General features: G+C 41.7%; 14 protein-coding genes. 8 read left to right on the top strand and 6 right to left on the bottom strand.

Annotated features, from left to right (window positions below; genetic code table 11):
• Nucleotides 1–40: 40 nt before the first annotated feature.
• From ACO1XM_RS15315 to dnaK, 3 genes are all read right to left on the bottom strand, one after another.
• On the bottom strand, nucleotides 41–991 hold the full coding sequence (locus ACO1XM_RS15315) for a DUF4382 domain-containing protein (protein ID WP_486230527.1): 951 nt from the start codon (nucleotides 989–991) through the stop codon (nucleotides 41–43).
• Nucleotides 992–1,132: 141 nt separating this feature from the next.
• Nucleotides 1,133–2,029: a DUF4382 domain-containing protein gene (locus tag ACO1XM_RS15310; RefSeq protein ID WP_486230525.1), complete on the bottom strand. Its 897-nt coding sequence runs from the start codon at nucleotides 2,027–2,029 to the stop codon at nucleotides 1,133–1,135.
• Between the two features lie 152 nt (nucleotides 2,030–2,181).
• On the bottom strand, nucleotides 2,182–4,095 hold the full coding sequence (gene dnaK / locus ACO1XM_RS15305; protein ID WP_486230561.1) for a molecular chaperone DnaK: 1,914 nt from the start codon (nucleotides 4,093–4,095) through the stop codon (nucleotides 2,182–2,184).
• Nucleotides 4,096–4,596: 501 nt separating this feature from the next.
• On the opposite strand from dnaK, the gene ACO1XM_RS15300 reads away from it, so the two are divergent.
• A complete protein-coding gene (locus ACO1XM_RS15300) occupies nucleotides 4,597–4,809 on the top strand; it encodes a hypothetical protein (RefSeq protein ID WP_486230523.1) in 213 nt (70 codons plus the stop codon).
• 166 nt (nucleotides 4,810–4,975) lie between these two features.
• A complete protein-coding gene (locus ACO1XM_RS15295) occupies nucleotides 4,976–6,559 on the top strand; it encodes a peptide chain release factor 3 (protein WP_486230521.1) in 1,584 nt (527 codons plus the stop codon).
• Nucleotides 6,560–6,586: 27 nt separating this feature from the next.
• On the opposite strand, the gene ACO1XM_RS15290 is transcribed toward ACO1XM_RS15295, so the two are convergent.
• The 3 genes from ACO1XM_RS15290 to ACO1XM_RS15280 all read right to left on the bottom strand — a co-directional run bounded on the left by ACO1XM_RS15290 (nucleotide 6,587) and on the right by ACO1XM_RS15280 (nucleotide 9,157).
• Nucleotides 6,587–7,144 carry a Uma2 family endonuclease gene (locus tag ACO1XM_RS15290; protein WP_486230519.1) on the bottom strand — a complete coding sequence of 186 codons (558 nt, stop codon included), beginning with the start codon at nucleotides 7,142–7,144 and terminating at the stop codon, nucleotides 6,587–6,589.
• A 262-nt stretch (nucleotides 7,145–7,406) separates the two neighbouring features.
• Complete coding sequence (locus ACO1XM_RS15285) at nucleotides 7,407–8,234, bottom strand: phosphatidate cytidylyltransferase (protein WP_486230517.1); 828 nt, start codon at nucleotides 8,232–8,234, stop codon at nucleotides 7,407–7,409.
• Nucleotides 8,231–9,157, bottom strand: a complete 927-nt coding sequence (locus tag ACO1XM_RS15280; RefSeq protein ID WP_486230515.1) for a CPBP family intramembrane glutamic endopeptidase — start codon at nucleotides 9,155–9,157, stop codon at nucleotides 8,231–8,233. Before ACO1XM_RS15280 ends, ACO1XM_RS15285 begins: the two co-directional genes overlap by 4 nt.
• A gap of 96 nt (nucleotides 9,158–9,253) precedes the next feature.
• Between ACO1XM_RS15280 and dusB the strand changes: the two genes are divergently transcribed.
• From dusB to ACO1XM_RS15250, 6 genes are all read left to right on the top strand, one after another.
• Nucleotides 9,254–10,255: a tRNA dihydrouridine synthase DusB gene (dusB, locus tag ACO1XM_RS15275; protein ID WP_486230513.1), complete on the top strand. Its 1,002-nt coding sequence runs from the start codon at nucleotides 9,254–9,256 to the stop codon at nucleotides 10,253–10,255.
• A gap of 115 nt (nucleotides 10,256–10,370) precedes the next feature.
• Entirely contained in the window at nucleotides 10,371–11,249 is an 879-nt protein-coding gene (locus tag ACO1XM_RS15270) for a DMT family transporter (protein ID WP_486230511.1), read from the top strand.
• Nucleotides 11,250–11,893: 644 nt separating this feature from the next.
• Nucleotides 11,894–13,417, top strand: coding sequence for a bifunctional phosphoribosylaminoimidazolecarboxamide formyltransferase/IMP cyclohydrolase (gene purH, locus ACO1XM_RS15265; protein WP_486230509.1), 1,524 nt, complete (start codon nucleotides 11,894–11,896; stop codon nucleotides 13,415–13,417).
• Nucleotides 13,418–13,562: 145 nt separating this feature from the next.
• On the top strand, nucleotides 13,563–14,588 hold the full coding sequence (locus ACO1XM_RS15260; RefSeq protein WP_127122732.1) for a rod shape-determining protein: 1,026 nt from the start codon (nucleotides 13,563–13,565) through the stop codon (nucleotides 14,586–14,588).
• A gap of 89 nt (nucleotides 14,589–14,677) precedes the next feature.
• Nucleotides 14,678–15,511: a rod shape-determining protein MreC gene (mreC, locus tag ACO1XM_RS15255; protein WP_486230507.1), complete on the top strand. Its 834-nt coding sequence runs from the start codon at nucleotides 14,678–14,680 to the stop codon at nucleotides 15,509–15,511.
• Nucleotides 15,508–16,008 (top strand): Rod shape-determining protein MreD, encoded by a 501-nt coding sequence (locus ACO1XM_RS15250; RefSeq protein ID WP_486230505.1) that lies wholly within the window; start codon nucleotides 15,508–15,510, stop codon nucleotides 16,006–16,008. Before mreC ends, ACO1XM_RS15250 begins: the two co-directional genes overlap by 4 nt.
• The last annotated feature ends 1 nt before the right edge of the window (nucleotide 16,009 follow it).

The raw sequence follows: 16,009 nt of genomic DNA, 5'->3' as shown, positions 1-16,009 counted from the left end.
TAGTGACGCTGCGTTAGCGTAAAAGACCTGGAGGATTTTATTATTGGAGTGGTTCTATTTGTACGCAATTGCCCTGCACTTGTGGTACACTCAGCTGGACACAGATGGCAGTGGTTTCACCCTTATCAACTTTAGTATTAGCAAGCTTGCCAAGAATGGTGTCAATAGAGCCGTCATTATTAAGTGCTGCAAAAACGATATCATAATTTCCCTGCTCTAAAAAAGCGAGGGTAAAGCGTCCGCTCACGTTTGCATTAACACGTGTGCTGGAAACGGAATTAGCAAAAGCGCGTTCATTGGCAGCTTCACTGGCATTAAAAGAGCCTGGCTTGTAAGCCAAAGCAATTACCTTTGGATAATCGGCAAAGTCTCGGAATTGCCCATCGATGGTGCCACTATTATCGGTCTCCACAGCACGCATCTGGGGGTCAAGTGCATAAGCACCATTTGTAAGTACGAGTGATTTTCTAACATCGAAATCAAGTGTTAAAAATGTTGTTTGATTCGTGACAATAGAGAACGCATCTCTGTTCTCTACGTAACTGTCGGCACCAGCCTGAACGAAAAGCACTTCTTGAATGCCGCTGGTGAATACAATATTGCTTTGTGGAAAAACAGTAAGCCCATTATCAACATTGGCAAGGTTAAGCTCCAGCCGTATACCCTGGTAATCTCCAGGCGTCAGGTATTGTTCAGTCAGATCATATGTTTCTCCTTCCGTAAATGCCAGTATATTAATTGTTCGCGGTTCTTCAAAAGATTTAATAACCTGCCAGTTTTCACTACCCTTTTTTAAAACCTCAACACCGCGTATGGCAATATTTACTTCTCTGATATTGGAAGCATCCGAGGGTGCATCCGTGAGAGCCACAGTTAATCTACCCCTAAGGGCATCGTTGTCTACACAAGCTCCAACAGTCATGTAGAGTAATAAAACAAATAAAAAGGAGCGTGTGTTGCTTACAGATCTTAAGAGCAATCTACGAGGCATGGTAGATGTGGTTTTAATATTGGGGTAAAGTTACTGCTTTTTACGCGCTAAAAAACAAAGAAGCCGATGCATGAATACGGTTGAACTTTCATACATCGGCCTCCAGCTTTATTGCAGTGGTATTACAAAGAATTTCCTTTTTCAGAGTAGCGCTAGTATGGATTGATCAATATCCAGGTTTAAGCGTGCACCAGCAGCAAGTGTTGCGTCATATGTACCGATTAAATCAATTAAATTCCCGTCCTCATCTATAGAGACAAAGACAAGTTCGTAATCACCTGCGTTCATAAAAGCCAAGGTAAACTCACCTTCTGCATTAACCTGGGTGCTGGTTAATGCATTGGGGAAACGAAGGCCGTCAGCATTGGCCTCACTTTCACTGAGGGTAAAGCTGCCGGCTTCATAGGCATATACAACTACCCTTGTACCTTCAGCAAGATCAGTCAGATCACCTTTCAGTAATGAAGCATCCTGATTTGCCACTAATCGAACTACAGGTTTTAGTAAGAAACGTTCACTGGCTCCGGCAGTCACGATAGACTTACGCACATCAAAATCAAGTGTTACTGCAACAGTTCCGCCAGGTACAAGTGAAAACGAACCCTTTACTTTATAGCCTGAGTGTGCACCACTGGGTACAAAAAGTGCTCGTGTGCTGCTATCTTTATAACGGAGATAACAACCAGGGTTTTCAACGGTAAGGTCATTTTCCACAGGTGCATCAAGTAACAATCTTGCTTCAGTATAGGTGCCGGCACTTAATTCTTCTTCAGTTAAAAAAAGTGCATTGCCCTGTTGATAATCTAGAATATTAACCGTTACAGGCTCATCGTAGGTAGCAATGGTTTGCCACCCATCATTGCCTTTCAACTCAACACCAAGAATGCTTAAGAAAACAGCATCTACATTAGCGTCATCCACCGGAGCATCCGTGATATACAATTGAACTTTTCCTTTAGCCGATTCTTCTGTGCAGGACATCAGCGACACCACCAACAATGCAAAAAAGAGTGTAGTTAAATGAATTATCTTTTTCATAAGATTTATGAAGTTGTTTCTTATTGTATACGTAAACATAGCGCCAGGTAGCACCTTGCAGCCAGCTTTGCTCGGTGAACAACCACATTTGCCCATAAACAACAAAGCCCCGCTGTTAAGCGGGGCTTTGTTTAAAACTTGAATTCAGTTAATTATTTAACCTCTTCATATTGTACATCCGATACATCCGGGTTACCACTAGCACCTGCGTTGGCACCATTGTTAGCGGCTCCCCCATCAGCAGCACCACCTGCCTGGGCACCACCCTGATACATTTCAGTAGATGCAGCCTGCCATGCATTGTTTAGTGCAGTCATTCCTGCATCAATACCGGCAAGGTCTTGCGATTTATGTGCAGTTCTTAAGGTTTCAAGTGCACTGTTAATCGCAGTCTTGTTTCCTTCAGAAAGTTTCTCTCCGTATTCCTTCAACTGTTTTTCAGTCTGGAATATCAGTGAGTCAGCCTGATTGATTTTTTCAATCTTCTCTTTCTCTTTCTTATCAGCTTCGGCATTGGCTTCAGCTTCCTGCTTCATCTTCTGGATCTCAGCATCAGTTAAACCAGAAGAAGCTTCGATGCGAATCTTCTGTTCTTTGCCTGTTCCTTTATCTTTAGCAGATACGTGTAGGATACCGTTGGCATCAATATCGAAGGTAACTTCAATTTGAGGCACACCGCGCGGAGCAGGTGGAATACCATCCAAGTGGAATCTTCCGATTGTACGGTTGTCGCGTGCCATCGGGCGTTCACCTTGTAATACGTGTATTTCTACAGAAGGCTGGCTGTCAGACGCTGTTGAGAATGTTTCAGACTTCTTAGAAGGAATCGTAGTATTGGATTCAATCAACTTCGTCATTACACCACCCATGGTTTCAATACCAAGTGATAGCGGAGTAACATCCAACAACAACACATCCTTCACTTCACCAGTCAACACACCACCTTGAATTGCAGCACCTACCGCTACAACTTCATCAGGGTTTACACCTTTAGAAGGTTTCTTGCCGAAGAATTTCTCCACTTCTTCCTGTATGCGAGGAATACGTGTAGAACCACCTACCAGGATAACTTCATCAATTTCGCTTACAGAGTAACCAGAGTCAGCAATTGCTTTCTTACAAGGTTCCAATGTTCTCTTAATCAAATCATCGGCCAGTTGCTCGAACTTAGCGCGAGAAAGTTTTTTCACTAAGTGTTCAGGCACACCATCAATGGAAGTGATGTATGGCAGGTTAATTTCTGTTTCGTTAGAGCTCGACAATTCAATCTTCGCTTTTTCAGAAGCTTCCTTCAAGCGCTGAAGCGCCATAGGATCTTTGCGTAAATCAATGTTCTTGTCAGCCTTAAACTCATCCGCTAACCAGTTCATAATGCGCATGTCAAAGTCATCACCACCCAAGTGTACGTCACCGTTAGTAGATTTTACTTCAAACACACCATCGCCTAACTCAAGAATTGAAATATCGAATGTACCACCACCTAAGTCGTACACTGCGATCTTCATGTCTTTATTCTTCTTATCCAAACCGTAAGCAAGCGCTGCCGCTGTAGGTTCGTTGATAATACGTTTTACATCTAAACCTGCAATCTGTCCTGCTTCTTTCGTAGCCTGACGTTCTGCATCGTTAAAGTAAGCAGGTACTGTAATAACAGCCTCTGTTACCGTGGTGCCGAGGTAGTCTTCAGCGGTGCTCTTCATTTTTTGAAGAATCATCGCTGAAATTTCCTGCGCAGTATATAAACGATCACCAATGCGCACACGCACCGTATCGTTGTTACCGGCCTCTACTTCATAAGACACCATTTTTTTCTCGCCACTCACTTCACCAAACTTCTTACCCATGAAGCGCTTGATGGACTGCACTGTATTTTTTGGGTTAGTAATGGCCTGACGCTTTGCCGGATCTCCCACTTTGCGCTCACCCTTACCGTTGTCCAAAAATCCAACGATAGAAGGCGTTGTTCTGCGGCCTTCGCTGTTGGCTATCACCACTGGTTCGCTGCCCTCCATTACGGCTACGCACGAGTTGGTTGTTCCTAAGTCGATACCAATTATTTTTCCCATAATCTTAAAATTTCTGTTGTTCGCTTCAAGTATTTCCTTCCCTTTGTCAATCACTGTGCCAGTAGCAATAGCACGCATATTTCTGCCAAAACAATGACAGGTTGACAGTCATGCTCCTCTTTTGTTAATTCCAGGCTGTTATTTGGTCTTGCATGCAAAAGCAACGATTGACAGGGTCAGCCTTCCCAAGCTTTTATCGAATGAAGAGCCTGCCCTCCGAAGCTTTAGCGAAGGAGGGCGCAGTCGGGCTGTTCAGGGCTGCGCCACGCCTTGGCGCGGCTCCGGTCCCGATGCAATCGGGACCAAGTCCTTACCATCCCAGCCGTGGAAAGAAGTGTTCATGAATTGCTATTACTCATAGATGAAGAGGATCGAATCAATTTCCAATAGCCAGTCGATAATCTCATCAAACTGCACTTCATCGAGCAAGTAAGGTTTACTTCTGTTTAGTCCAATTTTATCCCGGCAATTAATACAGCTTTGCAGTTCAAAAAAAAACAAATGAAACAGCTTATAAACTTTGCATTGATCACACTTATAACAATATCTATAGTTAGCTGCTCAAAGACTACAGTTGTAACAAAAAAACCAGCAGCCATACCTCCTGGCCAGATGAAAAAGTTAACAGGCAGTAAGTCAGCCGCGCCTTATGCGCCCGGTCAGCAGAAGAAAGGCGGAAAAAGTACAGCGCCTGGCCAGAAGAAAAAGCAGTAGTTCTTAGGTTGGGTTTGAGAATAGTTGTCAATTTTTACTTCCTGCTATTGAGTACTTCGAAAAGGTTTTAGACCAGAGAAGAAATCCTATTCATTCCTGGCGATAACTGATAATCCTATTATGTAAGTAGTATGATTTCCGTACTTTTGCGGCTTCTTTAATTGCAATGACACTCGATCAGGAAATAGCCAAACGCAGAACTTTCGGTATCATCAGTCACCCCGATGCTGGTAAAACCACTTTAACAGAAAAATTGTTGCTTTTTGGTGGAGCCATTCAGAAGGCAGGCGCTGTAAAATCGTCTAAAATTAAAGACCACGCTCGTTCCGACTGGATGGAAATAGAAAAACAACGTGGTATTTCTGTGGCTACCTCTGTGATGGGTTTTAATTATAAAGACATTAAAATCAATCTACTGGATACTCCTGGTCACCAGGATTTTGCCGAAGATACCTACCGCACCCTTACGGCTGTAGATAGTGTAATCATGGTTATAGATTGTGTAAAGGGTGTGGAGATTCAAACTGAGAAGTTGATGGAGGTTTGTCGCATGCGCAATACGCCTGTTATCTGCTTCATCAATAAACTCGACCGAGAAGGCCGTGATCCTTTTGAGCTGCTGGATGAAGTGGAAGAAAAACTTTCTATTAAGGTTCGTCCGCTAAGCTGGCCAATCAACATGGGTAAGAATTTTAAAGGTGTCTATAATCTTTACGAAAAAAGTCTGCACCTGTTCACTGGCAGTAAGCAAACAGTGCAAGAAGGCTTAGAGATTAAAGACATCCACGATACAGAACTGGACAGGTTAGTTGGCGACACGAATGCAAAACAGTTAAGAGCAGACGTTGAGCTGATTGAAGGCGTTTATCCTGATTTCGATGTAAATGAATATTTAGACGGTAAAGTAGCACCTGTGTTTTTCGGAAGTGCAGTCAATAACTTTGGTGTTAAAGAGTTATTAGATTCTTTCATCCGACTGGCACCGCCACCTATTCCACGCGACACGACTTTGCGTATTATTAAACCAGATGAAAATAAATTTACCGGGTTTATCTTCAAGATCCACGCCAACATGGATCCAAAACACAGAAACCGTATTGCCTTCTTGCGTGTGTGTTCCGGTAAATTTGAAAGAGGTGCTAACTATACGCACGTGCGTCAGGAAAAAGGCATACGTTTTTCTAATGCTACAGCCTTCATGGCACAAGATCGCGAAACAGTAGACGAAGCATGGCCAGGCGATATCGTTGGTCTGTTCGATACGGGTAACTTAAAAATTGGCGACACGCTCACAGAAGGAGAGAAGTTAATGTATACGGGTATCCCAAGTTTCTCGCCTGAAATTTTTAAGGAAGTGATTAACATGGACGCCATGAAAACCAAGCAGCTTGAAAAAGGTCTGCTTCAGTTAATGGAAGAAGGTGTTGCTCAGCTTTTCTCTTATGAGTTAGGTAATAGAAAAGTAGTAGGTGTAGTAGGTCAGCTTCAGTTTGAAGTAATTCAGTTTCGCTTAAAAAATGAATACGGAGCTACTGTGCAATTCCAGTCTCAAAATCTGTATAAAGCTTGCTGGATCAGTAGCAAAGACCCTAAAAAACTGCAAGAGTTTATCGACTCCAAGCAGCGCCATATGGCACGCGATAAAGATGGTAAGCTGGTATTTATGGCAGAGTCGAGAGCCTGGTTACAAATGGTACAGGACAATTTCCCTGACATTAATTTTCACTTCACAAGTGAGTTTAAAGATTAGTTGTATTGACTTAGCGTCTTGAGGTAATTAAAAAATATCCTGAAGATTAAAAGTTAGTTCTGGTAAAACTGCGGAGCGCACTTCCCCTTCACCCACCAAAAAAAGACTTGGTGTATCAAGGTCAGCGTGACTCTTACTGTAGATTTCAAGCGTTTTATTGGCAGGATCCACAATCCAAAACTCTTTCACGCCAATTTGTTGGTAGATCTTCTTCTTTTTATTTCTATCAGTAAAAATATTAGATGGCGAAATAATCTCCACTACTAAGTCAGGTACACCTTCAATACCACGATGGGTAATGATATCCTTATTTTCCTTAGATATAAAAAGCAAATCAGGCTGTAGCACATTTTGTTTATCGATGTATAAATCCATTGGTGCGAAAAAAACAATACCGCCTGTTTTTTTTCCGCTAAGTTTTAAAACATCATATAAGTTGCCTAAGATAAGTTGATGATTTGGTGTAGGACTTGGACTCATAATTAAATCTCCATCGATTAGTTGGCATGGCGTAGACGTTTCACCCAGTAAAAGATAATCCTCTACGGTCCAGACTTTAGAGTTATCAATAGTGAGTGTCTTCATCTCAAAATATTTTTAATTATGGGCAACTGCCTGCATGCCGAAATTGCTTTGTGGTTTGAAGGCATGGATTTGGCTATTTTCATATTCTCTTGGTTTAAAAGACCTACGAATGCCAGTTTAATGTTGTTAAGTTACAAAAATCAGAGAAAAGTATACTTAAAAATTTAAAACTCAATTTACCGGTATTTGCAGAAAAGAGTCTTCTACAAAACAGATGCTGTTTATTGGAGTATATCTGTAAACCTATAGCAAACAGTTGTTTTTAGAAAATCTCCAAATACGCTACTATAAAGGGCGCTGAAATAAGCAGACCATCGAAGCGATCCAGAAAACCACCATGGCCGGGCAACACCGTACCGGAGTCTTTAATTTCTATACTCCTTTTCAATAGCGATTCAATCAGATCGCCAAAAGTGCCACCGACAATTATCAACACGGCAATTACATACCAATGGTAGCTCGCTAAAGAATGAAAGTACTGTGTGAAAATAAAAGTGATAAGCAATGCCAATGCTGCCCCGCCAAAAAAACCCTCCCACGATTTTTTTGGAGAGATGCGCTCAAATAGTTTACGTTTTCCAAAATAAGTACCTGCAAAATAGGCACCGGTATCGCTCGCCCATAAAATCAATAAGGAGCCTAAGATAATTTCGAAATTGTAGGAGCCATTTTCGTAAGCAGCAATATTCATTAATGATAGCGGAGTGGCAATGTAAAAAATACCCAGAAAAGTAAAGGCAATATTGGTAAAGGGTTTCCGCTCAAACTTTTTATATAGCTTAATCATGAAAACAATGGAAGCCATCGGGAAAACCAGGAAGAAGAACTTAGGGTCGGCTGTCTCCTGTTCAATAAAAAAAGTAAGAGAGAAAATAAACAACCCAATAACGAGCCCCAATGTTTTCTGCGGAATCATACCATCTAATCCAACCAGCTTGTAAAATTCAAACATGGCCAGACCACATAAGGCAAAAAACAAGGTGAAGTAAGTCCATTCGCTAAAACATACGCCTGTAATTACGGCAGCAGATCCAAGAATGCCAGTAATGATGCGTTGTGTAAGGTTATTGTATTTTTGTAGAGCCGTCACGCAGGTGTAGTGGTTGAAACTTGTTTCTTAAAAATATATAAAAGTGTAAAGCTAATAACAGCAGCACCAGCCACAACCGACCAGGGTGCAGATTCTGTACTATTCATATCTAATTCACTCACCTTTTGCTGATAAAGATAAAGCATCACCACAGAGAATCCATTGTTAACAAAGTGGGCAAGGATGGCTATCCATAAATTGCCAGACCAATAATATAAATAACCAAACAGGGCGCCCAAGAGCACACGCGGAACAAAGCCATAAAACTGCATATGCATTGCGCTAAAAAGGATAGCAGAGATCCAGATGGCCGTATGAATATTACCCATATGCTTGTGCAGTTGTGGCTGTAATAGCCCTCTGAAAACCAATTCTTCTCCAATGGCAGGAAGCACTGCAATGACAAAGAGTGCCAGCATTAATTCACCTGTGTTAGAAAAGGTTGTTAAAAAGGTGGTTACTTTTCCGGCATACTCCTCGCGCGCTTTGGCCCACTCCTCAAAACCCTTCATAAATTCAGGGAAAACAAGATTTGCATTCCATTCAATAAAAGGGGAGTTAACCAGCATAAAAGCAATGGTGGCAAAAACTACAATCAAGTAGGTACTAAGTTGTGTACTGGGTAAACTCAATATTTTTTTTAGCGGTTGTTGCTTGGCTATAATTAACAAAGCAGGGGCGAGAATAAGACCGAATAGGGTAGAGCACCCCTGAACAATATAGAAGGGTATCTTAACGGCTTCATTACCGACTGGGTCACCAAGGGCAGACATAAAATCCATAATGCTGCCTTCATAAAACGGAAGTGCTATCAGAATACCAATGAGTGGCCCAATAACAATAAAACCTGCTAAAACTGCACCGAGCACTAATAGTATATTAAGCTGAATAATTGGCTGTGATAAGCCGGAACTTCTCTCCATCCCCAAAGGTTTTCGTAAATTTGCGCACTAATATAGGTAAATAGAGCAGACAGGGCTTGAATTCTCAGTTTTCAAGCTTGGCTATAAAAGTTTAAAATGGTAAAAATCGGAAACATAGAAATAGCAGAATTCCCGCTACTGCTGGCACCCATGGAAGATGTGAGCGATCCGCCTTTCCGTGCTGTCTGCAAGCAGAATGGCGCTGATTTAATGTACACCGAGTTTATTTCCTCAGAAGGCCTCATCCGCGATGCAGCCAAAAGCCGGCAGAAACTGGATATTTTTGAGTATGAACGCCCCATCGGCATTCAACTTTTTGGTGGCAATGTTGACAGCATGCGCGAAGCGGCTGAGATAGCAACTGCTGCACAACCCGATCTGATTGATATTAATTACGGTTGTCCTGTAAAAGCGGTTGCTTGTAAAGGCGCAGGTGCTGCCTTGCTGCAAGATATTCCAAAGATGGTGCGGATGACAGAAGAGGTTGTCAAGAGTACGCACCTTCCGGTTACGGTTAAAACACGCTTGGGTTGGGACGAGCAAACTAAAAATATTGTAGAAGTAGCCGAACGTCTTCAGGATATCGGTATTAAAGCACTCAGTATACATGGCCGCACCCGGGTGCAGATGTATAAAGGCTCAGCTGATTGGACATTAATTGCCAAGGTCAAAGAAAATACACGCATGCATATCCCCATTTTTGGTAATGGCGATATTGATTCACCTCAAAAAGCCTTAGAGTATAAAAACCGTTACGGGGTAGATGGATTGATGATCGGTCGTGCTTCCATTGGTTATCCCTGGATTTTTAATGAGATCAAGCATTTTCTGGCCACAGGCGAAATGCTGGTTGCACCTGATTTAAGTGAGCGTGTCAAAGTAGCCAAACAACACCTGGATTTTTCAATACGGTGGAAAGGACCTAAACTGGGTGTATTTGAAATGCGTAGACACTACACCAATTATTTTAAGGGGATACAAGACATTAAACCTTACAGAACACGTTTGGTTGAAGCCCCGACAGCAGAAGCAGTTCATGAGATATTGGATGAATTAGTGAATGCCGTTGAGTTTACTGCTTCCGTATCTGTTTTGTAACCGATTTATGTAATCCATGAATCTTAGCAAAATTTCGGTTTGAAATCGTAAAAGCTTTATCAATCTTTACAACTGTTCATGAACAATCTTCGTTTCGCATGAACTAAAGCCGATTATGTCAGAAACCCCTCGCTCTACTGCAATTTTCTTACTGATTCTATTAGCACTTATCTGGGGCACATCCTTTATCCTTATTAAGCAAGGGCTTAAAGTTTTTGCCCCCGATGAAGTTGGTGCCTTGCGTGTAACAGCAGCAGCTTTATTTCTACTCCCTGCTGCCTTAGTCAGATTTAAGGAACTAACCCTCGATCATTACTGGAAACTGCTGTTATCCGGTTTGATGGGTATCTTTATTCCAGCCTTCCTTTTTGCTACAGCCCAAACTAACATGGACAGCTCCGTGGCGGGCATCCTGAATACATTAACACCTATTTTCACCCTATTGATTGGCGCCTTCATCTTTAAACAAAAATTCAAGAATCTGGCGATAGTCGGTATTGTACTTGGTTTTTTAGGCGGTGTGGTATTGATGTTTGCCAGAACAGGCGGAGAAATTGGAAGTCTGAATGTGTATGCACTACTGATCGTAATAGCCTGTATTTTTTATGGTGCTAATCTCAATTTTATAAAGTATAAAATAACCGATCTCAAAGCACTTACCATCACCAGTGGTTCCCTGCTAATGATTGGTCCTTTGGCTCTTGTCTATTTGTTTGCATTTTCTGACTTCACGGTTAAGTTGCAAACGATTGATGGCGCCTGGCGGGCGGCAGGTTTCATTGTGTTACTTGGTATTATGAGCACAGCCATCGCTACTTTTTTATTCAACCGTTTAGTGAAAATAAGCACCCCGATTTTTGCAAGCTCAGTTACTTACATTATGCCTATTGTGGCAGTAGGTTGGGGATTATTTGATGGTGAAGCATTGGGCTTTGGCCATTTCATTGGCATGACGGCTATCACCATAGGTGTTTATCTGGCAAATCGTAAGTAGATCAGGATTTTAAGATTTGAGGATGCTCAGGATTTAGTTCCTGCCTCTAATCTTTACGAGTAAGTCTGGATTCAATCCTGCTAATCTCGTAATCCTGTAAATCCTGATAAGCTATGCGCACAAATCATCAGTTGATCAGGATTTTAGGATTTGAGGATGCTCAGGATTTAGTTCCTGCCTCTAATCTTTACGAGTAAGTCTGGATTCAATCCTGCTAATCTTGTAATCCTGTAAATCCTGATAAGCTATGCGCACAAATCATCAGTTGATCAGGATTTTAAGATTTTAGGATGCTCAGGATTTAGTTTCTGTCCCTAATATTTACGAGTAAGTCTGGATTAAATCTTGCTATCTTCTAATCCTGTAAATCCTGATAAGCGGAGCGCACAAATCATCAGTTGATCAGGATTTTAAGATTTTAGGATGCTCAAGATTTAGTTTCTGTCTCTAATCTTTACGAGTAAGTATGGATTAAATCCTGCTAATCTTGTAATCCTGTAAATCCTGATAAGCTATGCGCACAAATTTTAGGATACTCAGGATTTAGTTACTATCACTAATTGTTATAAGTAGAACCAGATTAAATCCTGCTAATCTTATAATTCTGTAAATCCTGGTTAGCTTTGCGTTCAAATTTCTCACCTATGAATCGCAAAATTACCCGTGCCCTCATCTCTGTATTTTATAAAGACAACCTGGAACCAATTATTCATGAATTGGCTAAAAATAGTGTTGAGTTTGTATCAACAGGAGGTACACAGGAGTTTATCGAGAAATTAGGATACAAAGTAACGGCTGTCGAGACACTGACTGGTTATCCTTCTATTTTTGGAGGACGTGTTAAAACCTTACACCCTGCCGTTTTCGGAGGCATTCTCTACCGCAGAGATCATGAGGGCGATGTCGCACAGGCTAAAGAACATAAGATAGGCCCGTTGGACCTTGTTATCGTAGACCTTTACCCTTTCGAAGAAACAGTAGCCAGTGGCGCAAATGAAGGTGAGATTATTGAAAAAATTGATATTGGCGGTATTTCACTGATTCGGGCGGGTGCCAAAAATTTCAATGACACCCTAATCGTTTCCTCACGCGAGCAATATGCCGGATTACTAAACGTGTTGCAACAAAGCAATGGTGCACCGTCTCTAGCAGACCGTAAGCGCTTCGCTGCCATGGCTTTCGATGTTACTTCTCATTACGATGCAGCAATTTTTGAGTACTTCAATCAAGAGCAACAATTACCTGGCTTTAAAAAAAGTATAAGACAGGGGCGTACCCTCCGTTACGGAGAAAACCCACATCAGCAAGGAGCTTTCTATGGCGATTTAGATGCCATGTTTGAGCAATTGAATGGTAAGGAGTTATCATATAACAATCTTGTAGATGTTGATGCTGCCGTTAATCTTGTGCAGGAGTTTGATGGAGAGAAGGCTTTTGTCATTATTAAGCATACCAATGCTTGTGGTGTAGCAACTGCACCAAAGGTTAAAGACGCCTATCTTAAAGCTTATCAGGCAGACACAACTTCTGCCTTTGGCGGTGTGTTAGCAACCAACACAATGGTAGATCTGGAGGCAGCTGAAGAGATCAATAAACTTTTTTTTGAAATCTTGATTGCGCCCGCCTATTCAGTGGAAGCACTCGAACTGTTGAAATCAAAGAAGAATCGTATGTTGCTCCTGCAGAAAACGAAGCTACAGGGAACCAAGCAGTTTAAAACCTTACTCAATGGCGTTATAGCGCAGGATCTGGATCTGAAAACCGATGCTGAGTCAGATTTAAAAGTAGTTACGGATCGAAATCCATCAAAGGAGGAAATCAAAGCCTTGTTATTTGCCAGCAAAGTGGCAAAACACACGAAGTCAAACACCATTGTACTGGCAATTGAAGGCCAGTTGCTAGCCAGTGGCGTGGGGCAAACATCTCGCGTTGATGCCCTGAAGCAAGCCCTTGACAAAGCGAAAGCCTTTAATTTCGATGTGAAGGGTTCAGTTATGGCTTCAGACGCTTTCTTTCCCTTTGCAGATTGTGTAGAGATTGCACAGCAACATGGAATCACCGCTGTCATTCAGCCAGGTGGATCAGTGCGCGATCAGGACTCTATCAATTTCTGTAATCGCCACCAAATGGCCATGGTGTTTACGGGCATCAGACACTTTAAACACTAAGCACAAAGCACCTTTGTAATACCCGGAAACTTTGTCTTTCTGTTATTTCTAATATTAACTTACGTGATAAAGAACTTTCGAAATATATTTTGGTAAATTTCGGATAGCTGTTTCTTTTGCATAATTATTACCACATCATTACTACATGGCACTTTTTGATTTCTTCACCAGTGATATAGCCATCGACTTAGGCACTGCCAATACACTGATTATCTACAAAGACAAAATCGTTGTCGATGAGCCATCGATAATAGCGATGGACAAGCGCACCCAAAAAGTGCTGGCCATTGGAAGAGAGGCCATGCAAATGCATGAGAAGACCCACGACCATATTAAAACTACTCGACCGCTGAAAGAAGGCGTAATTGCCGACTTCCAGGCTGCTGAGATGATGATTCGAGGCCTGATCAAAATGATTGATACAGGTAAACGAATTTTCCCACCCTCGTACCGGATGGTCATTTGTATTCCTTCAGGGATTACCGAGGTGGAGAAGCGTGCCGTTCGCGACTCTGCTGAGCATGCGGGGGCCAAAGAAGTATACATGATTTATGAGCCCATTGCTGCAGCCATCGGTGTGGGTATTGATATTGAACAACCCTTGGGTAATATGATTGTAGATATTGGTGGAGGTACTACCGATATTGCCGTAATCGCACTTTCCGGCATTGTTTGCGACCAGTCAATACGCGTAGCAGGGGATACTTTCAACAGAGATATTCTTGACTATATGAGGCGCCAGCACAATTTGCTGATTGGTGAGCGTTCAGCTGAGCGTGTGAAGATTGAAGTAGGATCTGCCTTGACAGAACTTGATGACGGACCGGATGATTACGAAATCCGCGGTCGTGACTTAATGACTGGTATTCCGAAAACAATTAAGGTGTCATATTCTGAAATAGCTTTTGCGCTGGATAAATCTGTATCTAAACTGGAAGAAGCCGTATTGAAAGCATTAGAAACAGCACCACCAGAATTATCAGCGGATATTTACGAGCGTGGTATCTACTTAACCGGTGGAGGTGCACTATTAAGAGGTCTTGACAAGCGCTTAGCATTGAAGACAAAATTGCCTATCCACATTGCTGACGATCCATTGCGTGCTGTTGTGAGAGGCACAGGTGCTGCACTTAAGAATTTACACCATTTCCGTACGGTATTGATGAGTTGATTCCATGTATACTGCAAAGCTATACACACACGAACCAATACTGTTTGGAAATAGTCATATGACAGGTATAACACAGTTAGCAAAGTAATATGGAAAGACTTTTCCTTTTCATTTACCAATACCGTTCCTTTTTTACCTTTTTGGTTTTTCAGATTATTTGTGTCTGGTTATTGGTGCAAAACAACCAATACCAGGGGGCTAAGTTTTTTAATTCTGCCAACGGGCTGGCTGCAAGCATTAATAATACTTCGCAAAATTTTCGAGACTTTCTATCACTCCGCGAAACCAATCAACGCTTATCGGAAGAAAATGCTTACCTTAAAAGAAAGCTGGAGCAACGTAACCAAAGTCTGTATACACTCAATGTCAGAGAAATTAATGATCCGGTTTTAATTAACCGTTTCGACTTTCTAAGTGCCAGGGTCATTAACAACTCAGTACACCAGTTCAAAAATTACATCACGCTAAATAAGGGTAAGAAAGACGGGGTAACACCAGGCATGGCCGTTATCAGTGCAGATGGGATTGTAGGTAAAGTAAAAGTGGTGTCTGATAATTTCTGCGTTGTTACTTCACTTTTAAATATAGATGTACTCACCTCTGTTCAGCTGAAACGCACCAGTCATTTTGGTACAGTACAATGGGATGGTGCCAATACTGAAAATGTAAACTTGTTATATGTTCCTCGCCACGTACAACCTATGGTTGGCGATACGGTGGTAACCTCAGGTTACAACTCCATTTATCCGGATGGCTTGATGGTTGGCACTATTGATAAGGTAGAATTAAAAGACGAAGCACTCTTTTATAACTTGCGCGTTAAACTTTCTCAGGACTTTAGAAAACTCAGCTATGTAGCCATAGTAAAGAGTAATTTAAAAGAAGAGCAGGATGAATTAGAACAGTTGATTGACGAGAAATGAGTTTTAATATTATAAAGGTCATATCTTTTTTCTTTTTGCTTTTGGTGCAGGTGCTGCTCTTTAAAAATGTGGTGCTTTTTCATACAGCATTTTGTTTCATCTATTTGTTATACCTCCTTACTTTTCCTGTTGAAACCAATCCGCTTATACTCATGATCATAGCTTTCGCCATGGGGCTGGGTATTGATATCTTCTACGACAGTGTTGGCCTTCATGCCATGTCTTCGGTATTCATGGTATACTTACGCGGCTATTGGTTAAACAGAATTACACCTCAGGGCGGATACGACAGAAACTCTCTACCGACATTGGCTATGAACGGAGTGCAGTGGTTTATTGTTTATGCTTTACCATTAGTCTTTATCCATCACCTGGTTTTATTTTTTGTAGAGGCAGGCGGAACAATGTATTTCTGGTTTACTTTATTTAAAGTTTTAATGAGTACGCTGTTTACTTTAGCAGCGCTGGTGATAGCACAATTACTTTTCTCGAGGTAGG

The organism is Chryseotalea sp. (assembly GCF_057350905.1).
The sequence above is the reverse complement of the archived record's forward strand: the minus strand, read 5'-3'. Positions and strand labels throughout refer to the sequence as shown.